14 protein-coding genes are annotated in these 25,963 nt (G+C 46.0%); all 14 read right to left on the reverse strand.

The window, feature by feature from the left end:
* Positions 1 to 194 precede the first annotated feature (194 nt).
* The 14 genes from ACO1R6_RS23795 to ACO1R6_RS23860 all read right to left on the reverse strand — a co-directional run bounded on the left by ACO1R6_RS23795 (position 195) and on the right by ACO1R6_RS23860 (position 25,528).
* Positions 195 to 1,787, reverse strand: a complete 1,593-nt coding sequence (locus ACO1R6_RS23795) for a hypothetical protein (protein WP_486268091.1) — start codon at positions 1,785 to 1,787, stop codon at positions 195 to 197.
* Between the two features lie 73 nt (positions 1,788 to 1,860).
* Positions 1,861 to 3,297: a sulfatase family protein gene (locus tag ACO1R6_RS23800; protein WP_486268093.1), complete on the reverse strand. Its 1,437-nt coding sequence runs from the start codon at positions 3,295 to 3,297 to the stop codon at positions 1,861 to 1,863.
* Between the two features lie 262 nt (positions 3,298 to 3,559).
* The gene (locus ACO1R6_RS23805) at positions 3,560 to 4,837 is read right to left on the reverse strand and encodes a RidA family protein (protein WP_486268095.1); all 1,278 of its coding nucleotides are present in this window, start codon (positions 4,835 to 4,837) and stop codon (positions 3,560 to 3,562) included.
* Between the two features lie 132 nt (positions 4,838 to 4,969).
* On the reverse strand, positions 4,970 to 5,419 hold the full coding sequence (locus tag ACO1R6_RS23810) for a high-potential iron-sulfur protein (RefSeq protein ID WP_486268097.1): 450 nt from the start codon (positions 5,417 to 5,419) through the stop codon (positions 4,970 to 4,972).
* Positions 5,420 to 5,443: 24 nt separating this feature from the next.
* Positions 5,444 to 7,564: a PVC-type heme-binding CxxCH protein gene (locus ACO1R6_RS23815; RefSeq protein ID WP_486268099.1), complete on the reverse strand. Its 2,121-nt coding sequence runs from the start codon at positions 7,562 to 7,564 to the stop codon at positions 5,444 to 5,446.
* A gap of 100 nt (positions 7,565 to 7,664) precedes the next feature.
* Positions 7,665 to 8,759, reverse strand: coding sequence for a Gfo/Idh/MocA family oxidoreductase (locus ACO1R6_RS23820; RefSeq protein ID WP_486268101.1), 1,095 nt, complete (start codon positions 8,757 to 8,759; stop codon positions 7,665 to 7,667).
* Between the two features lie 489 nt (positions 8,760 to 9,248).
* Positions 9,249 to 11,012 (reverse strand): RagB/SusD family nutrient uptake outer membrane protein, encoded by a 1,764-nt coding sequence (locus tag ACO1R6_RS23825; protein WP_486268103.1) that lies wholly within the window; start codon positions 11,010 to 11,012, stop codon positions 9,249 to 9,251.
* Positions 11,013 to 11,042: 30 nt separating this feature from the next.
* Positions 11,043 to 14,240 carry a SusC/RagA family TonB-linked outer membrane protein gene (locus ACO1R6_RS23830; protein WP_486268105.1) on the reverse strand — a complete coding sequence of 1,066 codons (3,198 nt, stop codon included), beginning with the start codon at positions 14,238 to 14,240 and terminating at the stop codon, positions 11,043 to 11,045.
* Between the two features lie 709 nt (positions 14,241 to 14,949).
* Positions 14,950 to 15,981 carry a DUF5017 domain-containing protein gene (locus ACO1R6_RS23835; RefSeq protein WP_486268107.1) on the reverse strand — a complete coding sequence of 344 codons (1,032 nt, stop codon included), beginning with the start codon at positions 15,979 to 15,981 and terminating at the stop codon, positions 14,950 to 14,952.
* Positions 15,982 to 16,007: 26 nt separating this feature from the next.
* Positions 16,008 to 17,861 carry a RagB/SusD family nutrient uptake outer membrane protein gene (locus ACO1R6_RS23840; RefSeq protein ID WP_486268109.1) on the reverse strand — a complete coding sequence of 618 codons (1,854 nt, stop codon included), beginning with the start codon at positions 17,859 to 17,861 and terminating at the stop codon, positions 16,008 to 16,010.
* Between the two features lie 17 nt (positions 17,862 to 17,878).
* The gene (locus ACO1R6_RS23845) at positions 17,879 to 21,040 is read right to left on the reverse strand and encodes a SusC/RagA family TonB-linked outer membrane protein (protein WP_486268111.1); all 3,162 of its coding nucleotides are present in this window, start codon (positions 21,038 to 21,040) and stop codon (positions 17,879 to 17,881) included.
* Positions 21,041 to 21,454: 414 nt separating this feature from the next.
* On the reverse strand, positions 21,455 to 22,774 hold the full coding sequence (locus ACO1R6_RS23850; RefSeq protein WP_486268113.1) for a hypothetical protein: 1,320 nt from the start codon (positions 22,772 to 22,774) through the stop codon (positions 21,455 to 21,457).
* A 206-nt stretch (positions 22,775 to 22,980) separates the two neighbouring features.
* Entirely contained in the window at positions 22,981 to 24,069 is a 1,089-nt protein-coding gene (locus tag ACO1R6_RS23855) for an amidohydrolase family protein (protein ID WP_486268115.1), read from the reverse strand.
* Between the two features lie 67 nt (positions 24,070 to 24,136).
* Positions 24,137 to 25,528: a DegT/DnrJ/EryC1/StrS family aminotransferase gene (locus ACO1R6_RS23860; RefSeq protein ID WP_486268117.1), complete on the reverse strand. Its 1,392-nt coding sequence runs from the start codon at positions 25,526 to 25,528 to the stop codon at positions 24,137 to 24,139.
* Positions 25,529 to 25,963 lie beyond the last annotated feature (435 nt).

The following is a 25,963-nucleotide window of genomic DNA, read 5'->3' on the forward strand; positions in this document are numbered from 1 at the left end:
GACTTTCGCACCACAAGTAATTACTTCTATTAACCGTTGCGCGGAATTATTCCGGAAACTGGCAGGTGAAAACACCACCAGGGCGGCTTTTCCCTAAATCCTAATCTTCTTACAGAATTCCTGCATGTAACACCGCCTGCCCTTTTACTGCAGATAATATTTAAGCTTAACCGGAATATTTACTACCTATAACTTTATTTAGCACTTGCTTTGGCTTGCACCTGTTTTTCCCATTTAAGCAAAGCGGCACAAAAGCCCAGGTCGTTGCCCTCCCATTTCTCGTAGGCCGCCCGAATTCCGTGGTATACCGCTGGATTTACCGAAGCTAATTCCAGCCAACCGTGCATGGCCCGGAAATAAGGTTCGTATACATCGCCTTTGCCGTCTACTTTGCGCCGCACGCCCGAGCGGTCGGGTAGTAAAACGTTTTGCAGGAATGTATTCGCAAATCGTTGCATATCGGTAGCGGTAAAAACCAGGCCGGCTTTGTAAGCCGCCTGAATCATAGCAATATCCAATACCCCGTGCGAGGCATCTTCGATATTAGGTGCGGCGGGAAAATATTTAACATTGGCCGAAAGGTTATCTTTTGTGGTCCAGCCGGTAGTGGTCATGGGCTCGAACCAATAATACCAAACGTATAAGTCTTTAGCGGCATCGTACTGCAGCCGGTTTTTAAAATGCCGGAGCATACTTTCCGAACGTTGCAAATATTCTTTTTTTCCGGTAAGCCGGTAAAGCGCCAGTTGGGCACAAACGTGCCGGGCCTGAAAATTAAAAGGGGCGCCCACATTATCGGCTGGGAAAGACTCACCTTTTTCGCAGGTTAAATAATAGCCCCCATCGGCTTTGGTGCCTTGGCGCCACAACCGTTTGGTGGCATCGGCATACGATTCTTCGGCCGCCTGAATAAAACGATTGGCAGCTGGCACCAGTGCGGTTAGTTCTTTGTTTGCTTTTACCATTTCGGCAAAGCGCAGCATGGGGTCGTATATAATGCCCAGGTAACCCATAAAAGCCACCGGAACAGGTTTAAGCGTAACCGTCTGGCTAATTGGCACTTTTGCTACTTTGGTGGTAACTTTAACCTGAATTAAATTTGATTTATCGGTGTAATTACCCGCTTTGGTCGAATACGGTGCCAGCGGGTCGTTTACGATTTTCTCTACAAACCTTTCATCTTCCGGATTCAGGCTTACATCCGAAAAAAGTTCTTCCCGCTTAAAATGGCTGTTACTTACCCGGAGGTTAAACCGGTTAACCTTGCCGGTGGTAGCCGGCAAAACTTCTACGGTGGTAAAATTATTGTAGGCCGAGGGCGTAGATTTTAATTGGATAACGGGTTGCTGGTGAGCATTTAGTAAATTACCGGTGGCTACCACGTATTTAGAAGCCATACTCCAGGCCGGCCGGCTTTTACCCGAACCATCTACTACGCCGCGCTTATCGTCGCGGTGGGTTAGCAAGCGGTCACCACGTCGGGCTACTTCTGCTAAATATTTAGCATCGCCGGTGGCTTCGTATAAATCTACCAAAGCCCGCAAAACGCCCGATTCGCCCCAGGCCAGGGTACTGGCGTCCGGCGTTTTTTCCCAAGGGTCGGTAGTAGGTAATTTGGCGTATAATTCATCGGCGCGTTGGCTGGATATTTTATTTGGGTTAGGGACTATATTTTTTGTTGTAGCTATTCTTTTTACCGGCGGCCCAGGAGGTACGGCTTTTACTCCCGGCACCATAAGCACCAGCAGCAAAATAAAAAAAACGTACCCTTTGGCGCCTTTTATCATGAATTTGTTTTTAGATACTTTCTGGAGTTCTACTTTGCTCCTACCAGTAAATTTTTAATATTATTGAGGTCTACTAATCTTTAGCTACTTTGCCGGGCGGACGCACATTCTGTCCGGTTCTTTTTTGTAAATCATCGCCTAAATCGGTACGGGCCGCTTCGGCTATTTTTTCCAGGGTTGCTACCATATCCGGAAATTGTGCTTTAACATCGTAGCGCTCGCCGGGGTCGCGTTCTAAGTTGTATAAAGCCGCCGGGAACTCCCTTTCTTCGTTAATTTCGCCGGGCTGACCATTCTGGCCCGGTAAAAAACCTTCGTAAGAGCGGCCCGGATGGGTAAACACCAGTTTCCAATTGCCTTTCCGGACAGCTTCCAGGTTATTGCGGCGGTAATAATAAAGGAAAGTATTGCGCGGGGTTTGGCTGTCATCGCCTTTGAGTAAAGGCGTCCAATCTACACCATCTATTTTTTTGGTGGGCAAACGGGCACCGCATACTTTTGCGACCATGGGCAAAATATCAATGGTAGCCAGTAATTTATTGCTGACCCGGCCAGCCGGAACTACGCCCGGCCAGCGTACCAGCAAAGGCACCCGCTGGCCGCCTTCAAAAGAATTGCCTTTGCCCTCGCGGAAACCACCCGACGAACCGGCGTGATCGCCATAATTTAACCAGGGGCCGTTGTCGCTGGTAAAAATTATTAAGGTATTCTGGTCCAGGTTCTGCTTTTTCAGTTCGGCCATTATTTGCCCCACCGACCAGTCCAGCTCCATCATGACATCGCCGTAGATACCCCGCTCACTCTGGCCTTTAAACCGGCCCGATGTAGCCAAGGGCACGTGCGGCAAAGGGTGCGGCACGTACATAAAAAAGGGCTTTTTTTTATTTTTCTGAATAAAACTTACTGCCCGTTCGGTAATAGTAGAGGTAAGCTGACCAGCATCGGCTAAGGTATTAATGGGCTTAGTAGCCTGGTTGCCCTCTATCAGGTTTAAAATTGGGTATTTTGCCTTGGCCTGGTTGGGGTGCAGCGGCCACATATCGTGCGAATATGGTACGCCCACAAACTCATCGAAGCCTTGTTGCAATGGTAAAAATGCCTGGTTATCGCCGAGGTGCCATTTGCCAAAAATAGCCGTAGCATACCCTTTTTCTTTTAATAAATCGGCAATGGTTTCTTCCTGGGGATTTAAACCAATGGCCGAACCCGGACCTAGCGCTCCACTTAACCCAATCCGGTTGGGATAGCAACCCGTAAGTAAGGCGGCCCGGGAGGCACTACAAACCGCCTGGGTGGCCAGGAAATTAGTAAAACGGGTACCTTCAGTAGCCAGCCGGTCGATATTGGGCGTTTTGTAGCCCAAAGCACCGGTTACCGATAAATCGCCGTACCCCATATCATCAAGGAAGAACAAGATAACATTGGGCGGTTGGGCAGCATTTTTCTTAACGGTAGCACCGGTTAAGCCGAATAAACATACCCAAACTGCAGCTATTATTCGCAACCGCATTAACCTATTAAAGTATAATTTTCTCATCAGGTATATTCTGATTTTACTGTAAAATTGGTAAACAGGCTTTTGCTGCTTTTAGAATTTTCTTCCGGGAAATAACCGCTTTATGCAGTGCTGCTGCTTAGAGCTAAATCCCGGCAAAACCTGTTTGTAATTAATTACCTCGGTTTGCCCTGAATGTAGATTTCGGAAGCAAATTATAAAAAAGCAGGAATGCGGCGGGAATACACGCCCGCTAAATTATTTTTTACCAATCATTCTATTCGGCTACTACCCCAATCATATCTACCGTAACGCCTTTACCGGTAAAGCCCACGCCTTTTACCTGGGCTTTAGAAGCGGCCGGCGGCCGTTTGGGATCGTAATATTTAGGCCGCTGTTCGTTTAGTTGAGTGCTACTTTTATCGTCGGATACGTAATAAGTAGCTTTGGCCAAATAATTAAAATTGCTGCCGGCTTTCTGCAAAATATCCTTTAGGCTACTAAATATTTCGCTTACCTCGGCCTGGGCATCTGCCACGGTTTTACCGTAAAGCCCCGATACATAGACTTTTTTACCGCGGTTAATCCGAGTTACTTTACTGTATACCGGCGAGGCGGTCATAAACGGCGGTGTAATAAATTCAATCTGCTGGGTTGCCTGGGCCGACGTAATGGGTGCTGCCGCAATTAATTCTATTTCTACTACCGGGCTTTTGCTTTCCCAGTCTACATACACAATGGGGGGTAAAGTTTTGCCTTTAAAAAACTGTTTAAATTCGTTTTCTACCACACCGGCTTCTGTTACCGGCTGGGTAAATGCTTTTAACTGTACTACATCTTCCGGACGTAAACCTAAGTGTGCCAGTGTAGCTGCTAATTGCTGCAAAGTACCCCGCGTAGCTTCGGCCAACGCGCCTTTATCGGCTTGCCCCGATACGTACACGACCCCACCGGCGGGTAAAACAGCCACGTGGGCAGCCGCAGATGGGTGGTTTAAGGAAGTTGAACGGGAATATTTAACCGCTTTGTTATCGGTAATTTTAGCTATTGGCGCAATGGCATCCAGGGCAACCAGCGCTCCGGGTTGGGCCAAATCGCCGACGACAAAACTAACCGCCGGTTTAGGACCGGATTTAAACTTACGCGCTAATTGGGCCTGCACCTGGGGTAATAAATCGGTTTGGGCCAGGTAAATATTTAGCTTAACCAAATTATTTGCGGAAGCATTGGCTTCTTTTAGCATCAGTGCCAGATTGGTAAAAATCTGGTTTATTTGCTTTACCACATCGCCATTGCCTACCAATTCTCCTTTTTGATTTAACGGGAATATTTGGGTAGTATGGGCCAGGGGCACCTGCTCTACCACTACCGCCCGGGAACTGCCCGTATTACCCGAGGGATCAATTTCTTTTATTACAGGGGTTTGCCAAGGAATGAAAGATTTTTTTTCGGTTGGTTGCAATAACCCGGAGCTAAAAACTAAAGGTTCCGCAATGGTCCACAATCCCGCCGCCAGGGAACTCACCAGGAATAAATTTAAAACAGATATTTTCATCAGGTTAAATTTTTTGCTTTAAAATCGAGGTTGTCGCTATGCCTGTCTTGGGCTTGTTCCTGGCAAAAACCAGTCAGCATTTCTATTGTTGCCGCGCACTAACAGCTTACTGGCTAACCATAATATAGCTGCTTAGCTTATGGGGGCCCAGTAAGTACAATAGCCGCCGGCCCGCACCGGACCTTTAAACAACATGCAGCCACCGCAAGGTTTATCTTTGCCGGGAGGCAGATACAGGCTGCAATTACCGCATTTACTATCCGGTATCGGCGATTTGTTTACATAAGCCAATTTCTTGCGTTTATCTATATCGCTGGCGGGTACCCCCGTTAAATCGTCGCACGGGTCAGCCGCCGTAGTTTGTTCTTTGCCGGTTTGGGCAGGCTTTTGAGCCGCCGGTTTATTTTGCTGGGGCGTATTTTGCGCTACCGTTTCGGGTGTATTGGCGGCTGCCGCCGGGGTTTGATCCTGGGCTACCGCTTTGGCCGCACCGCAACTTAAAATGGCCGCACCGCTAAAAAAGGCGGTACCGGTGTATATAAACTTTTGCAGAAACTTTCGGCGCGAAGAAGGATTATTCATATAAAGGCAATTATTTAAAGGGTATTAATAAAACTTTTTTAAATCTTTGATAGCTGCATTTACCTCGGTAACCGAAGTGGTTTTTACATTTTTCAAAGCGGCTTCTAACTGCGCATTGGCACCTTCGGCCTTAGCTAGACCTTTGGTTAAACCCGCAATAGCGGCTTTTTTCCAGGCTTCGTCTTTATCCAGAGCGGGCTGTACGAGTAAATCTAAAAAGGCACTTACCTGGGCTTTCTGGTTACGGGCACCAATTACCGCCGAAAGATCTTCCATAAAGGTGCTTTTCCAGGGCTCGGTTTTCTGGAAAAAAGTATTTTGCTGCCCCAGGGCTTTCACCATATCTGCCGACGAACCGGCATCGGAACTCAAAACAGCAGTTCTGAACCAGGGCTCCTGTCCGTATTTTTCTACTACTTTGGCCAAAGTAGTAACAGCTTCTTTGTTTTTAAATTCGCCTACACTTAAACTAGCCTGAAAAGCCACACGGGGTGAAGGATCATTAATTTTTTCGGCTACCTGCGGGAATAATTCCGGAAAGCGTTCGGCTAAGATTAAGGCATTTTCGCGTACGCCCGGAGCGGTATCTCTTAAACCCGCTTTTACCACCTGGGCATCCAGGGCATTTAAACCTTCCAGCACGTACAAAGCATGTACGCGGGTGCGGGCATCCTGACTTTTGGTTACCAATGCTTTAACCGCCGGCACCACCGATTTATCCTGGCGTTCTACCAACAACCGCTGGGCCTGTAAGCGCCACCACAAGTTGGGGTTGGCCAGTTCGCCTACCAATTTGGCGGCCGGCATATTTTTAAAGTTAACCGTAATTTTCTTGGCGGCCGCACCGGTCGGAGAAATCCGGTATATCCGGCCTTTGTCGCTGCCGGCCATAAAATCCATGTCGGCTTTTAACTCATCCGGAATAGAAACGGGCGTTTCTATGTGCTGACGGTAGTAATCTAGTACGTACAGGTACCCATCAGGGCCAACCGTAAAATTGGTAGGCCGGAACCAGGAATCGGTTGAAGCCAGAAACTCTTGGTCTTTTTCTTTATCGCCGCGCTTAGCTACGTAAAAAGGACTGTTTGCGTGGGGCACCAGCATATCGCGGTGCACTAGGTTACCCGATACATCGCTGGTAAAAATATTACCGTAAAATTCTTTCGGGAAGCCGTCGGCGGCATAAACCGTACCACCCGAGGCGCCGGTAAACCGGTCCTCGGCGTACTCGGTGCGGTTCATGTTGGCTTCCTTGTACATTTTATTCCGTTGCCGGGTGCGTTCGGCACGCCAGTAAGGCGGTGGCGTGTCCTGGTGCATAATTTCTTCGTGGTCGGTAATGCTTACGGCTGCTTTGGTTACGCCCAGGTACGGATGCCGGTGGGTATACCGCCAGGGCACTACGGCTTGCTGCAGGTGAATAGAGTTTTCGGTAAAAAAGCGGTGACCCCAGTCGTTAATCGTCTGGCCAAACTGACCGGGCCCGGTTTCCAGTTCAAATTCGTTCCGGTCGAGCCGGAACCGGAAATCGGCACCTCTAACCGAAATAGGCGGCGCGCCGGGCTTGCGGCTAAAAGTTACCGTGCCATTCTGGCCCCGGTTGTTGGCGTAAATCCAGTTATCAATGCCGTACCGCAGGCTGGTAATCTGGGCTTCGGAGTTGTTTTCGAAAAAACCCGAGAATAATATTTCGCGCGTGTCGGCTTTACCGTCGTTGTTAGTGTCTTTCAGGTACAGAATATGCGGTGCCGCCGTTACAATCAGGCCACCTTTATAAGGCAAAATACTCGTAGCTTCGGTTACATTCTCGGCAAATACCAATGCTTTATCTATCCGGCCGTCACCGTTGGTATCTTTTAATATCCGGATGCGGCCTTTGCCTTTGCCCGCTTCCACTTCGTAGGGGTAATCGGGCATTTCTACCACGTAGGCATTTCCCTGCTCATCAAACTCCAGGGCTACCGGGTCAAACACATGAGGCTCAGCAGCATATACCTCTATCTTAAAACCATCGGCCAGTTTAAATTTTTTCAGGGCTTCTTCCGGGGTAAGCGGTCCGGGATAACGCTGGGCCATACTGGCAGAACCCATGGTTAAAAACAACATTAACAGGCAGGCTTTCCCGCGGGTAATAAAAGGATTCATCTTTTTTTGTTTAATGTTATGGCGATTAATCTTGCGCGAACGGGTAACTTCTTGGGTGAAATATTAGCTGGCCACAGTAAAACGGCCACCGGATTATACTTTAAAAATTTACAGTATTCAGGTTAAATCCCAGGCTGGGGGCCAGCGCAACTACCTTTTTCTCGGAATTACTTTGGTATGCCGCCTGGATAATGGCAATGGTGTTTAAAGCTTGCTCTGGTTTTACCATCAATTCCTGCTGGTGCCGGATAGCCTGGTAAATATTTTCGTAGTAATCCAGGTAAGATCCTTTTTTGGTTTCGATCGTGCCTTCAAAATGCAAGCCTTGTACTTCGGTATTTAATTTACCCCAGTTCTCCGGCGCTTCCTGGCCATAATTTTCGTGGTGCGGCGAATATCCCGCACTTAAAAAAGCTTCCTGCGGATCGGTGCCGTATTTTACATAAGAACCGTGCGTACCGTGTAAAGTATACCGGGGACCAGGCTCCCGCACCAAATAAGACGATTTAAGAATTACTTTTAAGTTTGGGTAAAACAGCAATATTTCAAAGCTATCATCTACTTTACTACCCGGACGTTCTTGCCGGATATCGGCAAACAGCGCCTGGGGTAAACCAAACAGCATTAAAGCCTGATCAATTAAGTGAGAACCTAGGTTATAAACCGAACCGCTGCCGGGCCGGGGTTCTTCTTTCCAGCGATTAACCTGAACAAAGTTACGGTAGCGGTCGAAATGAGCTTCGAATTGCACCAACTGCCCCAATAACTTTTCCCGGATAATTTCCTGAATGGTCATAAAATCGCCGTGCCAGCGGCTGTTCTGAAACACGCTTAGTACTTTGCCTTGGTCTTTGGCCAGTTCAATCAACGTTTTGGCCTCCTGCACGGTGGCCGTAAAAGCTTTTTCGATAACAACATTTTTACCGGCCAATAGCGCTTGCCGGCCCAGTTCGTAATGCGTGTGCTCGGGCGTATTAATAACCACCAACTCAATGGCGCCATCTTTTAATATTTCTTCAAAATCCTGGACAATCTCAACCGGATATTTTTCGCGGGCTTTTTGGTTACCGCTACGCGACCAGATTTTTTTTAACTGCAAACCCGGATGAGCCGCAATGAGCGGAGCATGAAAAACCGCGCCCGACATACCATAAGCAGCCAAACCTACCTGAATCGGGTCGTGTTGAGAATGCATTATTATTTATTGCGTTAAATGATTTTTAATATTTGTTTACGGCTTACGCGAAGCCTCATGGCCAAACCGCCGTTGCGCCGGATTAAACCAAGATGTAAAGTATAAAAATTTAGAACAGACTACTTTTTTTACCAACAGTTCTTACTCTCCGGTTACGTACCCGAAGTAACGGTTACGTACCCGAAAGTAAAAATCTATTTTTATAAATCCAACAGTTTAATCGTTTTATTCATATCGGCATCCATTTTTTTTGTAACAATTGGTTTTGTACTGGGCAAAACATAATTCCTAAAAGCCCAGTTTAAATTCCTTAAAATACAGAAGAATCTAACCCCCGTAAAAGCAGGTCAGATTCTTCTGGTTAAGAACAAGTATTAAGCCAATTTTACATTAATATTGGACAGCCGCATTATTTGGGTCTAACGCCGGTGAGCAGAATATTACTCAGGTGCATAAAAACTTAGTCATTTATTAGCGGTAACTATCTGGTTATTCTTCTATGGTTTGCAAGGGTGGCACATTGTTTTCGGTGCCTTGGTAACCAATATTCTGGTTTATTTTGCCCATGGTATTGGCCGTAATTACGTTTTGCGGAATAGCCCAATAAATATTATACGGCTTAATACTAACTGTTTGGCTGCGCCACCAGGTACCGGCCGGTTTCTTATACAAATCATTATATAGCATTACCCGGTCGTACCACCAGCTTTTCTGGCTTATGTTGTTTAGGGTATAGCCGTTAAGACTTAATTTAGCCATAATATTAGATACCCGCACCATTTCGGAATGCCTGGGTTCCTCGGCATATAATTCCCGGGCCCTTTCGTCGAAGATATAATCGATGGTAACATCGGCAGCGGAAATTAAAGGGGCTTTGGACCGCGCCCGTACTTTATTTATGTCATCGGCAGCCAGACTCATCTGATTTTTCCAGTAATAAGCTTCGGCTCTTAACAAATAAGTTTCGGCCAGCCGGAATACGTAAGAATCGCCGTTGCCGCCGCTCCAGGTACTTTCGGCCTGGTTAGAGGGGTTATACGTGAGGTAATGCGGCCAGGAAAACCACCGGATGGTGGTATCGCTTTTGTTGGGCCACAGTTGCTGAATGCGTTCGCCCAGGTTAGGCGAGCCTGGCCGGTTGTACTTTATTTCCGACATTTCTATCCAGTTAATATCGGCCCTTCTTAAATCGGGGGTATTTTTCCAGGTATAATTGGCATCGCCCCACAATTTAAACTGATAAAAGCGCGAAGCTGTAATAATTCCCTGTCCCCGCATTAAAGTGTCCATGAGGGCCGAGGGGTAGACGATGCCCCGTGAACCGGAACGATCGGGCACATCCCAGTAATGCGGCATAAAGTTAGCGGCCAGGTTTTGGTTTTGCCGGGCCCCGTTGGGTGCCTCCCACCTATCTACCAAACCCAAAATGGTTTCGGTGTTTTGTGGGATATTAATATTTTCGTGGCGATGCAGATCCCAAATAATATTTCGTTTGGAGTCGGTGGCCCATTTACCAAACCGTGCTGTCATTAAGGAGTAAGGACCTTGAATAACCTTGGTTGCCGCCACTATGGCTTTATCAAACTCGGTATTGGCCAGGTAAATCTTGGTTAAAAGATGATTGCCGGTACCCTGCGTGGGTATCCTGGGGCCGGCGGTTACCGGTAGCCACTCCACAGCCCACTCCATATCGGTCTGAATTTTTTGCAGAATTGCCCACCGCGAATGGGTATAAAAATCGAGCTTGGCCCCGGTTAATTCTTTGCCAATAAACGGCACATCGCCGTAGGAATGCACCAGCCGGTAGTACCAATACGCCCGGTGCCAATAAGCTTCGGCCAGTATTTTGTTTCTAACTTTCTCGTCTTTCCATTTAATGTCATCAATCCTGGAAATTAACACGTTGGCATTTTTAATGTACCGGTAAATTGGGTCGAACATGAGGCCGTAAGGTACCCGATCCGAAGAAGTAGGGGTATTAATGGAAAAATCCGGTACGTAACCGGTTATGGCCAAATCACTGGGCGCAAATTCGGCGGTATTGTAATTAAACTGACCATAAAATTCGGCTTTTAAGCTTTTGCGCATGGTTACCAGCAGAGCTTCGAAACCTTCTTCATTTACGTACACATTACCAGGGGCAAAAAACGAAAGCGGTTCTGGTTCCAGCCAATCTTTTTTGCAAGAAACCTGCAGGCACACCAGTAATACCAGTAAGCCAAGCCGGGTTTTATTTATTATGCTGTTGCTCATATATTTTCGGATTAATATTTTACCTGAAGATTATAAAGATAAATTAAGGCCTAGTGTAAACGTTTGCGGCATGGGCGTCATGCTCGATTCGGGATCCCAGCCAGGCCATTTATCGAAGCTGTACAGATTACGAACGGAACCAAAAACGCTGAGAGAATTCATTTTAAGCCGATCGGTTACTGCGGTGGGCAAAGCGTAAGACAAATTCACATCCTGAATTCTAACAAAAGAAGCTGATTTATAAATATTTAAACCGCCGCCGTAAGCCGAGTGGATGGGTCGCAGACGCGCATACTCGTTGTTGCGGTTTTCAGGAGTCCAATACGGCATAGGGCCGCCTTCGTAGTTGCGGCGGTCGTGCGATAAAGAACCTTGCAGGGCTTGGTTAAACGGTAAAATATGGCCCAAATCGCCCCGGATAAATACCGATGCGGTAAAGTTCTTATAAGAAAAATTATTCCGGAAGCCTACATTGTAGCGGGGCGTAGTATACCCAACAAACTGTTTATCAATTAAATCAGTGTATTTACCGTCGTTGTTTACATCTTCGGCCTTAAAATCGCCCGGCGACATATTGTAAACTGCGGCGGCCTCTTTTTCTTCTATTTGCCACACGCCCGTTACGTTATAATTCCAGACCACATCTACGGCCTGGCCCGGAAACCACTTGTTTGTAAAATCGGGTAGTTCGCCGCTGCGGGTCTCGCCCAGCAACGTGTATTGGCCTTTATCGCCGAAAAGCGAGGTTATCTTGTTGCGGTTAAAAGAGAAAACAAATTCAGAGTTCCAGTTAAAGCTTTTATTATTAACGTTTACTGTACCCAAGCTCAGCTCAAAACCTTTGTTTTCCATTTCGCCCAGGTTGGTGGTAATATTCTGGAAGCCCGTAATGGTGGGCAACACCCGGTTCATGAGCATGTCGGTGGTAGTACCCACGTAGTAATTGGCACTTACATCAATGCGGTTTTTAAATAAGCCAAAATCTACCCCAAAGTTTAAAGATTTGGTTTTCTCCCACACCAGACCCGGGTTAGAGAGGCGGGTATTTTCTACGCCTACATCAATATTGCTGCCGCTGTAATCGATAACCGAGCCTAGCTGGGCCAGCGCCGAATAAGCCCCAATGGCCCGGTTGCCATTTACGCCCCAAGATAACCGAAATTTCAGGCGGTTAACGAGCCAGTTTTCGTTAAAGAAATCTTCGTCGGATACTTTCCAGGCAAAGGCCGCCGCCGGAAAATAAGCCCAGGGTTGTTCCTGCCCAAAAGCCGAGTAGCCATCGCGCCGTAAAGAGGCGGTAAATAAATATTTATCCAGTAAGGTATAATTAATGCGGCCCATTAAGGCATCGCCGGTTTCTTTGGTGTCGTTATTGGTTAAAGAGGGATTATTGCCAAACTGCAGGCCGTGGTAACCCAGGTTGGGATTGGGCGAAAAATTTTGGTTGGCTTGTTGCTCCGACCAGCCCTGGAACTTTTCGATGTTGTACAGAAAAGTTAAATCTATCTGGTGATTTTTAAATTGCTTGTTCCAGCTAAGTAAATTATCGACCATCCATTCACTGGTTTTGTCGTTTTGCCGGGTACCCCTACCGCCCGGGTAAGTTTGCGACCCGGTAATGGTTTGCTCGCCCCAGAAATTACGCTCGGTGGCAAAAGAATACCGGGGCTGAAACGATAATTTGTATTTGATACCTAAAGGCAAACCAACATTGGCGTACAGGCTCGAAAACAATGTATTAATTTTTCTTTCCCGATCCTGGCCGTAATAATCCATGAGGGGGTTGTAAGCGCTGGGGTCGTCGTGGGGCCTTAGATTAAGCGTACCATCTTGGTTGTACATATTGCCAAAAGGGCTGGCAATATACATCAGGGTTAAATTGGCCGGAACCGAACTTTCGTCGCGTTCGCTAAACTGGGTATTGGCGCCCACCGAAAGCCAGTCTGTTACTTTAAAATCGACGTTTAACCGCGACCGGATAGCGGCGTATTTATCGCCCCGAATAATACCTTCATTGTTTACGTAACCCACCGACCAGAAATATTTAATATCTTCGGTGCCGCCGCCAATGCTTAAATCGTAGGTCTGCCGGATGCCTTTTTCCATTACCCGCGAATACCAGTCTTCGGTTTTACCGGCCAACGCATTGGTTTGCTCGGTGGGGTATAAGTTTAAGCGTTGTAAATATTCGGTATACACGTCGGCGTTGGGATTACTGTTGTATTTTAACCAATCCTGCACACTAATGTCGGCGGGCAATTTATTGGGGTTGGTATAAAAATGCTTGGGAATTGAAGCATTGTTAATGGCCCCTTCGGCAAAATAATCGCCCCGGAAAGTAAGAAACTCTTCGGCCGAAAGCGGCTTACGATCTTTGGTGGGCTGCGATACGCCTATTTGAGTAGAAAAATTAATGGTGGGCTTACCGGTTTTGCCGCGCTTGGTTGTAACAATTATTACTCCGGATGCGGCCCGGGCTCCATATACCGCCGAAGAACTGGCATCTTTTAAAATATCAATCGTCTGAATATCATTGGGGTTAATATCGGCCAGGCTACCGTTGTAAATTACACCATCCAGCACAACCATGGGCGCCGAATTAGCACTTAAAGAGGTTCTACCTCTAATTTCGAGAGAACTCCCGCCAGCTGCAGAAGCGCCCTGGTTGGCCGTGAGACCAGCTACCGTGCCAGTAAGCATATCGGTTAGTTGGGTCATGGGTTGGTTTTTAAACGTTTCGGCATCTATCCGTTCAACCGAACCGGTTAAATCGCTTTTCTTTTGCGTGCCATAACCAATTACCACTACCTCGCTGAGCTGAGCCATATCCGGCGACAGGCTTATATTAACAACTGTTTGATTTTTAACCGGAACTTCTTTTTTAAGATAACCAATAAAACTTACCACCAATACGGCGTCGGTTCCGCCAACTTCCAACGAATAACTACCACCAGCATCAGTAGTAGTACCGGTAGAAGTACCTTTTATCATAATATTTACGCCTGGCAAAGGTTCGTTGCTGGTGGCATCGGTAATGCGGCCGGTAATTACCTGGTTTATTTTATGTACGCTGCCCTTGTTATCCAGGGCTTTACCGGTAGCCGGTAATATTAGCAGCAACAGCAGCCCGTATAGTACCAGCCAACGCGGTTTACCAGCATACAGCCAATAATATTGCTGCCGGTAAAAAGGTGTGTAATCTTGAGGAGTAGGATAAAAGTTGGTCATGGCCTTAAAGTTTAAAGATTGGTTCTGAAATATTGCTTTTTTAGGTGCCGACCCGGTAATAAGCCAGCGCTTACTAAAGTATTAGTTCTGGTTTAAATATTTTAAAATACCATCTGGTTTATGGGAAAGCCACTTACCAGTACTTTAAAAACAAATCCGGGTACGTACCCGAAAAAGGAGAAAAACAGACTAAAAATTAAATCCGGCACTTAAAATTTACCGGGTAAAAAGTATTTGTGAACCTGCCCGGGCTTTGCCCTGAATGAACTTAAAATATGGCAGAAACTTAAAGCTATTACGCGTGGGGTATTTGTATAAGCTAAAACTAATAAACCCAGTTTAAAGAAGCAAGCTGCGGATAAAAAATTACTTATATTCTTCTATTATTACTTGCATTAAACTACCAAGCATAGCAAGAGCGTAAAATAAGTGCAAAAGAACTAAAGTAAATACGCATTTAAGGTTGTGCCGCAAAACTCAGGGAGAACTGCTACAAAAGAGTAAAGCGCCTTACAAATAATATTACAATTCTGCGCCTGCCAAAGACTCCATTAAGAACTTAAAATGTAACGAGTAGGTGTTACACTAAACGCACCAGAATCGCAATAATTTAAGCTTATAAACCAACTCATAAGAGCCCTACTATAAATTCGGGTTAATAAAAAAGGCGGGAATAAATCCCGCCTTTTGGTTTTGGTACGGCTGCATATTAAGGCTCAATGGTAACATCTACCGTTTTAATTACGCGCTTAGCACCTTCAATGGAAGAGTTGGTCGCAATAAAATAAGCTTTGTAAGTACCCGGCCTTGAATACGCATAGTTAAATAATTTAGGCTGCGTTTCCATGCCTTTCACCGCAATTGACCAATCCGGACCTAAATCAACTTTGCTTAAGTCAATTGCTTTGCTGATCGCCCAGTTCTCACTCGGATAATCGTTGTACGGGTTATTGGGGTCGTAAGGCACATATTTAGCTTCCGGGTCGTAGCTGGGGCTCAGCTTGTCGTAAATAGGATTCTCGGGGTTAAACCGCGGATCGTCGGGGTTGTTGTAAATATTACCCCAAAGCGTAACCCGGGTTGAAGTTATGCTGGATCGGGCGGGAGCATTAACTTTGTTTTCATCTACAATTCTAAAACCGGCGCTGCCTTGGTTTACAATGCTTAAAGGGGCACCATTAAAAGTGGCCTTACTTTTTACCTGAAAACTTTGAATTTGCCACTGGCGCACCAGGCCATTGGCTACCTGTGGTCGGGTTACATATTTAAAGGCAATATAAACCGGCTTGCCGGGCTCAACCAAATCGGTTATTTCTTTGGTGCCGGAAACCAAAAAAGTAGCATTGGTTCCGTACGCAAACCGGCTGGTTATGTCTTTCCAGGTTGCTTTTTTTACTTCGTTCAGGTCGTCGTAATTGCCATTAAAATCGGTAGAGACTAAAACTGATAGCTGGTTCGCCTGGGTACCACCCGAAACTGCCGTTTGAAATTCTAAATCAATACCCTGATCTTTGATATCTACTTCGCGGCCGTCCCGATAATCGTAGTCGTTCGAAGGCAGCCCGGAATAAAAGGCGATCATATTGGCGCCACCAGTAAAATTAAACTGGACCTCCTGCCCCACTTTGTAGGTAGGCTGCGCCACGGAGACATCAAATTCCGGTGTTTCAATATCTTCTATTTTGTCGCAGGACGCTAATAAAAAAGCGCCCAGTAACATGCTATATAATTTGAGTTTCATATACAATTTAGTGTTTTTAGGAAGGATTACCAGCCTGGGTTTTGAATAATTGCGATGTTGGTATTAATCTCGTTGCTCGGAATCGGGAATAACAAGTGTTTCGGTTCGGTATTGGTGAAAGCTTGTACCCGGGCATCGGTTGAAGCAGCCCTGTAGGAGTTACCCACATTTTGCATGTTTTCTACGTAAATACCCCACCGGATTAAGTCGCCTTTTCTTAAATATTCAAAGTTTAACTCCCGCATGCGCTCGTCCTGAATCAGTTTCCGGAAATTGGCCTGAGAATTAATTTGGTTGGCGGGCGCATCAGCATCGGCTTCGGTGTAAATGGTAGCTGTAGCGGTAGCACCGGTGCCGCCCCCGCCGGTAATAGTAACCGTTGGTGCCGAAGTGTATTTACCTATTTGGTTCAGGGTAATGCCATTGGGATCGCGGGCTAAGCCAATGCTGGTTATTTTATTTAAGTTGGTACCGGAAGTACCTCTTACCGCGGTAGCTACGGCCGGCACGGTTTGGCCCCCGCCACTAAATGTTACGGTAGGTATCGCTGTATAATCAGCGCCGCCGTTGGTAACGGTAATAGATTTAATACCACCAATCCCCCAGCCTCTTCTTCTTACTTTATTTACCGCTTCAATGGCTTCGGCAGTTGGGCCGCTAATTTCATTTTCGGCTTCGGCAAACATTAATAAAATATCGGCATACCGCAGCAACGGCATGTTAATAGGCGTGGTAGTCAGAGATTTTGGAAAAAGGGTTTCGTACTCTCTTCTGAATTTACCGGAATACCGGCCAGCATACTTTTGGGCCGCAGTTGGTTCATTTAATAGCGACTTGCTACCCACGGTAGTAGTATTGGTATAGGCAATGTAAGCGTTGTTCCAGTATTTACGCATATCGCCGGGCTCATACACATCCAGTAAAGGGGCTACAGAAAACATATACGCATCGGCACGGCCGGTAGCAGCTGCCTGGGGAATAGACGGCCCGTTTATCCAGCCATTATTGGTAGTTTCTACGTATTGGTCTAAGCGGTTACCCTGAAACTCTGCTTCCCAGATGCTTTCTTTATAATCGTATTTATCGGCGGCATAGTTAATAAAAACCTGCGGATAGCTTGGGTTTAATTCATGTCCGGCTTCGCCATCGTCCATTACCATTTTGGCCCATTTACGTGCTTCTGGGTACCGGCTGGCATCTTTTAGCGGATGACCGGCCATGTGCAAGTTTACCCGGGCCAATAATCCCCGTACGGCCGACTTGGTAACTTGGCCACCAAAGCCAATTTGCTTAATACCAGGCACCAAAGGCTCAGCGGCTTCCATATCTTTCAGAATCTGGTCGTAAACTTCCCGGGCAGTAGCCCGCGGCTGGTCTACATCTACTACCGAAGAAGTGGCTTTAATTTTTAACGGTACACCGCCAAAATTCTGCACCAGCATAAAATAATAGTAGCCCCGCAGAAAAAGCATTTCGCCCCGTACCTGATCGCGGAACTCTTGTTTAATGGTAGTGTTATTATCCAGGTTATCTAGTAATACGTTAGCCCGGTTTATACCATTGTAGAGGTTAGTCCAAAACGACAGAATATATTGGTCGGAAGGCGTGTGGTTATTATTCCAGGGACCAATAGGTAAGTTGGCCCGGTTCATATACCCTTCGTCGGCGGTAAAACCAAGTAAATAATTAGCAATAGAACCCCACAAACCACTGGCCCCAATATGGTTGTAAACGCCGGCCCGGGCATAACCAATCTGGGCTTCGGTCTGGAAATAGGTATTTGGTGCCAGAAAATCGGTGGGTTCCGTTTCCAGGAACTTCTCACAAGATGTGGCGCTCATGCAAAACACAAACGTGAGCAAATAATATATCTTTTTCATTTTCTTAAATTTATAAATTAAAATGCTGCTTTTACGCCCAGCACCAGGGTTCTTGCCTGCGGATAAGCTGAGAAATCAAAACCAGGAGCCAGAATTGGGTTGCGGGTAGAAGCTTCAGGGTCTATACCGGAGTAATTGGTCCAGGTGAGTAAATTTTGCGAAGACACGTTTACGCTTAAATTGCTGATATATTTAGAAAGGTATTTTTTAGGAATACTGTAATCCAAAGAAACTGTTTTTAGGCGCAGGTAAGAACCATCTTCTACCACGCGCGAAGAGTGCCGGCCAATAACCCCGTGGCCACCGGTGCGGTAGTTTCTGTTAGTGGGGTTCTCGGGGGTCCAACGGTCTACGTAGCTGGCAAACTGGTTAATATTTACGCGGCGGTTACTGTTTCCTTCCATAGAAAGGCGGTTGGCATTATACACATCGTTGCCGTAAGACCACTGGAAAAATACGTTCAGGCTAAAGCCTCTATAACCAAAATTGTTAGAGAAACCACCAGTATGAATGGGCTGGCCCCGGCCAATAATGGTTTTATCCAGGTCGGTTACATCGCCGTCGCCGTTAATATCGCGGTATTTAATATCGCCGGGCTGAATAATGCTTCTGGCCTGGCCGCTGGCGGGCACCGAAGGCTTTAAAATATAAATGCCAGGGGCCGGGTTATCAAAATCTTCGTACTGGTAGTTACCTTCCCAAATAAAGCCGTACATCATACCGGCTGGTTTACCAATTTCGGCTAAGTACAACGGCGAACCAAAGCTAACATCAAAAGCCGCAACGGTAGCTAAACTCTGTTGGCCTCTGGTTAAAGCCAATACTTCGTTCCGGTTAAAGGAAATATTAAAGTTACTGTTCCAGTTAAAGATACCATTATCTACGTTTACGGTATTCAGGGTCAGTTCAATCCCTTCGTTCTTTAAACTGCCAATATTTTTAAAGGCGCTGGAGAAACCGGTGCTGGGTGGCAATAAAGCCGATAAAAGTAAGTCTTTGGTGGTTTTGCGGTATAAATCTACGGTTAACTCCACGCGGTTTTTCAGGAAACCAACTTCGTAACCTAAGTCTTTCTGCACGGTGGTTTCCCACTGTAAATCCGGGTTGCCCACGTTATTTACAAATACGGCCCAGGTGGGAGTAGCATTGTTAAAAGAATAACCGTCGAGGGATTGCTGTAAGCTGGGGCGGGAGCTAAAATCGCCTACCCGATTGTTACCGTTGCTACCAATACTAAATTTAATTTTAGAGTTAGATAAAAACGGTAATTTGTCGTTAAAGAATTCTTCGCGGGTCATGTTCCAGGCAAACGCTGCACCCGGGAAATAGCCCCATTTGTTTTTAGAAAACTTAGAAGAACCATCGGCCCGGAAGTTGGCCGTAATAATGTATTTAGATTTATAGTTGTAGTCCCAGCGGGTAGCATAAGAGGCCAAAGTGGCTACACTAGATGAAGAAACAGGATTAAACGAAACGCCTTCATCCAGACCATCTATGCCTAAAGATTCGTTAGGCAATAACCGACCGGAATAGCCATTATTTAAAGCGGTATATTGATTTAAGCTGGCCAGGGCCAAACCGGTGATGGTGTGGGCTTTGTTGTAGCTCCGCTTAAAGTTAAGGATGTATTCATTAGACCAGGAATTCTGGTTAAAATACCGAATAGAACCATTTACTCCGTTTACGTTACCCGGATTAGAGGGACTACCCTGCGAAGTTTTGGTATTAAAGAAACGTTCATACCGAATGGCATTACGTCTTATCCCACCCGTTATCTTAAAAGTAAGGCCTTTAGCCAGTTCGTAGGTTATGTAGGCATTACCTTCTAACAGGTTGGTAAAATCTTTCTGGTACTGGTTACCCAAATCAATAAAAGGGTTAATCCGGATATCAGAAGGCGTAACCGCATCCAGGTCGGCTACTTCTTCTAATAATTGTTCGGTATCCATAGCTGGCGTAATCGGGCGGTAAGCCCAGGTTCTGAATAAGGCGGTACTGGATACGGAGCTGGTAGCACCTTCCCGAATAGTTTGGCCATTTGCCGTAACACCACTGTAATTACCCGTTAAACCAAATTTAAGTTTAGGACTAATGGTTTGGTCGATGGTAACCCGGCCGGTATACCGGTTATAGTCTGTATTAATTACCACCCCTTTCTGGTCAAAAAACGAGCCCGAAATAGCGTACCGGGTTTGTTCGGTACCACCCCGGATAGCTAGGTTATGCATTTGTACCTGACCGGTTCTGAAAACCTGATCCTGCCAGTTAATACCGGGTATATCTTTGTAAGATTCCAAAGTTTTATCGCCGGCCACGTAGCTGGCAATACTAGCCGTGGTAGGAGCCAACTCCAGGTTATATTTCACAAACTCATAGGGGCTCATTAACGGTATGGTTTTGCGTATATCCTGGAAACCGTAAGAAGTACCATAATTTATTACCGGCTTGCCTACTTTACCTCTTTTAGTCTGAATAAGCACTACCCCGTTAGATGCCCGTGAGCCGTAAATGGCCGTAGAAGAAGCATCTTTCAAGATAGACATCGACTCAATATCTTCTGGGTTTAAGGTAGCCGGATCTATATCTTCTACCGGAAAACCATCAATTACATATAACGGCGCGGTACTTTGGGTTAAAGAACCCGCGCCCCGGATTACAATATTCATACCGGCCCCCGGCTGCCCGTCGGGCGCCGATACCTGCACCCCGGCTACCCGGCCGGCCAGCGCTTCGGCAAAGGAGGCTACCGGTGCTTTGGTTAGCTCTTCCATTTTAGGCTGACTTACTGCGCCTGTTAAATCCATTTTTTGTACGCTACCGTAGCCAATTACTACTACCTCGCTCAGTTCCGAGGCATCTTCAGCTAAAGAAACATCTACCGTAGTTCTGTTACCAACCGTTACTTCCTGGTTTTTAAAACCAATAAAAGAAAAAGTTAAAACATCGGTAGGTTGGGCCTGGATGGCAAATTTGCCTTCACCGTCGGTTACAGTACCCCGGCTGGTACCCTTTACAGTTATGGTAACACCCGGTAAAGCGCCTTTATCACTTCCACTTCTTACCGTTCCCTTGATTGCTTGTAAACTTTGCGCCAAAACTTTACCAGGACTCAAATACCCGGTAGCAGTTAGCATCAATATCCCCACTATGGCGAGGATCTGCCTTTTAATGTGTAACATAGTGTTTAGTTTAAGTGTTTGATCAGTGTAGAATATAGTTCGTAAAATGCATTGTAAGTACCGGTGCCCGTTTGCAGCAGGCCGGAAAATGTTAAGTTGCGGGGGAGTAAATACGCGAGCGGAATGCTTATAAATAAGCGGGTTGTCCCGGTTTAGGAGGGCATTCTGGAAAAATAATTTTGCCGGAGTTTTCTTTAATCTTGTTTAATGCCCTATAAGTGCCTAACCACAGGGCTAAGGGGCAATCTAGTAGAGTTTTTTCCATATAAGTTTTATTTAAGTTTAATTATTTCGATTTAAAATATTAGCAGCAGGCTATTAACCGCTTTAGGCTTTAACTAACCTGCTACTAAACAGCAAAATACATCCGCCCCTTCTACTCAAAATCTACGAATCTATTAACTGCTTTTATTCTTAAGCCAAGGGGTCCGGAAACTTTATTAAATCCTGGATTTCTTTGCCGTTGTGCTCAAACCGGGCCAGGGTATACACATGGCCATCCGGGCCAACAGCAATAGAATTTACATAAGTAGGGCGGTTGCCATCTTCGTAAAATATTGGGCCGTGGTCTATGTATTCCTGATTTGGAATATTATAAGTTACCAGGTGCAGGTTTTCTAAGCCTTTGGCGGCACCTTTGGCTATTTGGGCTTTACCTTTCAGGCGCTTGCCATTTATATAAATAGGGCCACCCGTTAAATAATAAATGGTTTGCCCGTCCGGCCCTAACTGAAAGCCCAGGTAGCCGTAGCTAAACTGGTCGAACATACCGCTTTTTTGCGAAGGTGCGGAGGTAATCCGCTGTACAATTTCTATTTTTTGCTGGCGCGGATCGAACCGGAATAAATAACCAGAATTGCCGTGTACCCCGTACGCTACCTCTTCGGTGGGGTGCCAGAATATTTTACGCCAGTTATAACCCATACTGCCCGGCCGGGTAAAGTCGTATTGCCCAAAATAATCGAGGCGCAGGTCTACGGCGGTTAATTTCTCAAAAGCAGCATCGCCGGGTTTATAAGTCAGAATATTTCCTTCGGAGGTAGAAAAATATACCGCCCCGGATTGCGGGTCAACAAATAAAGACCGGCACAACGACCGGAAATCGGTACCGGGTGTACCGGCCTCACCTTTAGCCGAAACCGGCCCTAAATTATTTAACTGATTTTTGGCAATATCATAATGAATAAAATTGCCGTAGGGCCAGGTAATGCCGTAGAGGTGCCCCCGTTCGCAGTCCATGGTCATGGAAACCATGCCTTCGCCGGCGGGCACTAAAGCCAAATCTTCAAATTTACGGGTAGCTAAATCGTAAGACAGAAAATGCCCGCCAGGGTACAAACCATAACCATCCGGTGCCGTTTCCGGCAAGCGATCCATGCCATCTATTAGCTGGTAGTACCCAACGTGGGTAGCAAAGTATAATTTACCATCTTTTTCGTAAAACCTGACGTGGCTTTTACCTTGTGGTATGGCTTTAGCGTCTTTTTCGCCGCAAATATCAGTTAAATCGGCCAGAAACTCGGTGCTATCGGTAGCCGGATCGTACACGTACATTTGCCCGCCTTGCTCAATAGATTCCGACGACAATACATAATAAATTTTGCCGTCACTGGCGCAGGAAATGGCATTGTAGGTATCGTGGGCGCGTGCAAAGCCAGAGTAATATTTTTTGGCTTCCAGTGTGGGTTTTAAGGAAGCTTCGATGGTATCGAGGGTATAATCGGATTTATTCATTATTATTTGGTTCTAATTTATTCCTGGCTTAACTACAGTGGCTGCCATACTAGTTTAAGTGGCTAAGCAACCTTGTTTAACCTATCATAGGCGGATAATATTTTAGTAATCGGGTTGTCTATCAAAATCGGGAACAACAGCTTATGCACCTAAAGCTATGTTAAAATGGCAAGGCTGCCGTTTTATAAATATTGTACCGCTTTGTTTTACAGGCGAAATAGCTTTTTAGCGTTATCGTACAGTATTTTGCGTTCTATTTTTTTGCTTGGTGCCAGTTTCCGGATAGCTTCTAAAGCTTGTGCACCCGTGCAGGCCTGACCTTGCCCTACAGAATCGTTACAGTCGCTGCCGTAAATAAGCTTATTCTGGTGGCGTTCCAGAAAACTCCGGGCATGTTCTTCGTCGCGGGTAATGGCCACCAACCCCGAACCGGCCGAAAAATCGGCGTACATATTGGGGTAATCGCGCAGTAACTGGTCGGTTATGCCGCCGGGCGTTACTTTGGTTTTGGGGTATAATACGCTTTGGTCGGTATGGTTTTTATCGATATTGGCCCACCAAGTTTGGGCGTGCCCGATAAAGTTTACCTTGGGGTATTTTTCCAGCATTTTGTAAAACCGCTCAAAGCCATAAGAGTACATTTTAAATTGCCAGTGCATTAATACCGGCACCTGGTATGCCTGCGCCAGTTCGTATATTTTCTGCATTTCCGGCGAGTCGCATTCTACACCAAACTTTAACTCCCCAATAACTTTAGCGCCTAGCTTTAAATATTTTTCGATTTCCTGGGTAGCGCCCGGCACATCGGGCACCTCGTTGGCACCAAATACAAATTCTTTCGGGTATTTTTTGGCAAACTGGTAACAAGTTTCGTTGCCACCGGCCTTTACCTGCAAACCGTTGGATACTCCCTGGTGCGTAGATGCTGTAATGACCGGGCGGCCAGCCGGCAATAAAATAGTGGTGGTAATACCCATGGTGCGTTGGTGCGCCATCATTTGTTCCTGGGTACGGCCGCTATAATCGGTATGCTGGTGAATATCAATAACCGGCTCTGGCTTGGCCGCCGGCCACGAAGCCGCGTTTAACTTTAAAGCAGAGCCTACCACCAGCAAACTGGTTCCGAGTAAAAAATCGCGACGCGAAAAGGATCGGGTAGCAGATTCTGCATCGGGCTGTTCGGTTACAGAACCCTGCCATTCTGCATCTGAGTTAAGTATAGCTGTTGCCTCCGGGTTATTAAACGCAGGGGTTTCAGGCAAACTCCTGGTTTCGGACTGGTTATCGGTTGCCATTAAATTGGTGCTTTTTATCAGGTTATTTTTATTCAGTGGTGATTCTGCTGGCTAAAGGAAAGCCAGGTTATTTTTTAGCTGATTTGACTATTTTATCGGCATTTTTATGTACTTTTTCAATAGCCGAGGCAATAGCTGTCATGTCGGATTTGGTACCTAATAATAAATTTTGGGTAAACCACACAGCTTCTTCGTTGCATAACTTGTCGTTTACCGGGCACTGGTTCCGTTCCATGTATTTGTTGTAATCGAGAGATTCTTTAGAGTACATTTTCTGGTAATTCTTCGATTGGAACGCCTCTTTTAAGAAAGGTTGGTTGTTAAGGGTAGTATAACCGCTGGAACACGGAATACCTTCGGCTCTTAACGATTTGAGGAACTCCTCGCGCGATAAACCTTTGAATTTATCTTTGTTGTACCGGAAAGCAAATAAGTGAAAAGCAGCCCGGGTAACATTATCGTAGAGCTTATAAGGCATTATACCCGGAATATCCTTTATCTGGGATTTTAAGTAAGCGGCATTATCGTTACGGGTAGTGGTTTGGCTATCCAACCGTTTTAACTGCGCTAACCCAATGGCGGCCTGGTACTCGGTTAAACGTACTTTGGTCCCCTGCATAATACTGCCCGTACCAATTGCACCTACTACGCTGCCGTAAGGCAAACCCAGGTTTTGGTAAGAAAAACAGCGATCCAGAAAGGCATCGTCGTTGCTAACAATAGAACCGGCTTCGCCGATAGGTAAATTTTTGGAGTTCTGGAAACTGAAACAACCCGCGTGCCCAATCGTACCCACTTTTTTACCACTTATTTCGGCTAAGTGCGCCTGACAAGCATCTTCTATTACCACCAGGTTATGCTTTTTGGCAATGGCCATAATCTTGTCCATATCGGCGGGTAAGCCCAAAATATGCACCGGCAAAATAGCCTTAGTCCGGGGCGTAATTTTGGCTTCAATTTTGGCGGGATCCATCTGGAAAGTTTCCGGATCTACATCCACAAATACCGGCATAGCGCCATTGGCCAGAACCGCCTGTACAGTAGCAATAAAGGTATAAGGTGGCACCAGCACTTCATCGCCACCCCTGATATTTAACTGGTTAAGCGCTACAATTAAAGCATTGGTGCCGTTAGATACTGTTAAGCTCCGCTTAAGCCCCAGAGCATTGGCCCACTCTTTTTCAAACTCAGCCACTACAGCCGCCCGCGACCAAACGCCACTCCGGAGTACTTCCAGCACGCGTTTTTCGTCGGTTTCAGGATTCCAAACAGGCCAGGTAGGCCACTTAATTTTATCCCAGGCGGGCTGGCCACCCAATATGGCCGGGGTAGCGGCATCTTTTGCCCCACGGGCCATTAAAGGGGCTGGAATACCAGCAGTTAGCACGGTGCCAATGCCGGCCATGGTATTTAGTTTGATAAACTCTCGTCGGGAGAAATTACTTTTAAATATTTTCATGTTTTTACCCAGTTATAAGTTTGGTTTTTGCATAAATCTGTTTTGCCAATTTTAAACCTGGCAAAATATGGCCGAAGCCCTAAAACTGTATCTTCAGTCCTTTAACCTGCTTTATTAGTGTTTAAAGCTCAAAAGCTTTGAGCCTTAAAGCAGGAATTGTTATTTAATTTTTCCGCTCCTATTAACTGGGTTCAGCAATCTCTTTTGCTTAAAACATACCCTCTAAGCGGGTACGTACCCGAAAAACAGTAAAAAACAGGCTCCTTTGATTAGGATATGGTTAAACTGCTTGCCTCTACCTTAATAAGCGCCTTCTGATAATCTGGCATATTCTGCTTCAATATCTGATTAAATAATTTACGGTAACGTACCCGATATTACCAAAAAAAATTATAAATAAAAAATAAATAAAACAAATATTTAAAAGAGCTAATA

Source organism: Adhaeribacter sp. (genome assembly GCF_057359045.1).

Bases quoted from the DNA above. Each gene is read 5' to 3' on its own strand.
- ACO1R6_RS23795 (WP_486268091.1), bottom strand. From the start codon at position 1,787: ATGATAAAAGGCGCCAAAGGGTACGTTTTTTTTATTTTGCTGCTGGTG.
- ACO1R6_RS23800 (WP_486268093.1), bottom strand. From the start codon at position 3,297: ATGCGGTTGCGAATAATAGCTGCAGTTTGGGTATGTTTATTCGGCTTA.
- ACO1R6_RS23805 (WP_486268095.1), bottom strand. From the start codon at position 4,837: ATGAAAATATCTGTTTTAAATTTATTCCTGGTGAGTTCCCTGGCGGCG.
- ACO1R6_RS23810 (WP_486268097.1), bottom strand. From the start codon at position 5,419: ATGAATAATCCTTCTTCGCGCCGAAAGTTTCTGCAAAAGTTTATATAC.
- ACO1R6_RS23815 (WP_486268099.1), bottom strand. From the start codon at position 7,564: ATGAATCCTTTTATTACCCGCGGGAAAGCCTGCCTGTTAATGTTGTTT.
- ACO1R6_RS23820 (WP_486268101.1), bottom strand. From the start codon at position 8,759: ATGCATTCTCAACACGACCCGATTCAGGTAGGTTTGGCTGCTTATGGT.
- ACO1R6_RS23825 (WP_486268103.1), bottom strand. From the start codon at position 11,012: ATGAGCAACAGCATAATAAATAAAACCCGGCTTGGCTTACTGGTATTA.
- ACO1R6_RS23830 (WP_486268105.1), bottom strand. From the start codon at position 14,240: ATGACCAACTTTTATCCTACTCCTCAAGATTACACACCTTTTTACCGG.
- ACO1R6_RS23835 (WP_486268107.1), bottom strand. From the start codon at position 15,981: ATGAAACTCAAATTATATAGCATGTTACTGGGCGCTTTTTTATTAGCG.
- ACO1R6_RS23840 (WP_486268109.1), bottom strand. From the start codon at position 17,861: ATGAAAAAGATATATTATTTGCTCACGTTTGTGTTTTGCATGAGCGCC.
- ACO1R6_RS23845 (WP_486268111.1), bottom strand. From the start codon at position 21,040: ATGTTACACATTAAAAGGCAGATCCTCGCCATAGTGGGGATATTGATG.
- ACO1R6_RS23850 (WP_486268113.1), bottom strand. From the start codon at position 22,774: ATGAATAAATCCGATTATACCCTCGATACCATCGAAGCTTCCTTAAAA.
- ACO1R6_RS23855 (WP_486268115.1), bottom strand. From the start codon at position 24,069: ATGGCAACCGATAACCAGTCCGAAACCAGGAGTTTGCCTGAAACCCCT.
- ACO1R6_RS23860 (WP_486268117.1), bottom strand. From the start codon at position 25,528: ATGAAAATATTTAAAAGTAATTTCTCCCGACGAGAGTTTATCAAACTA.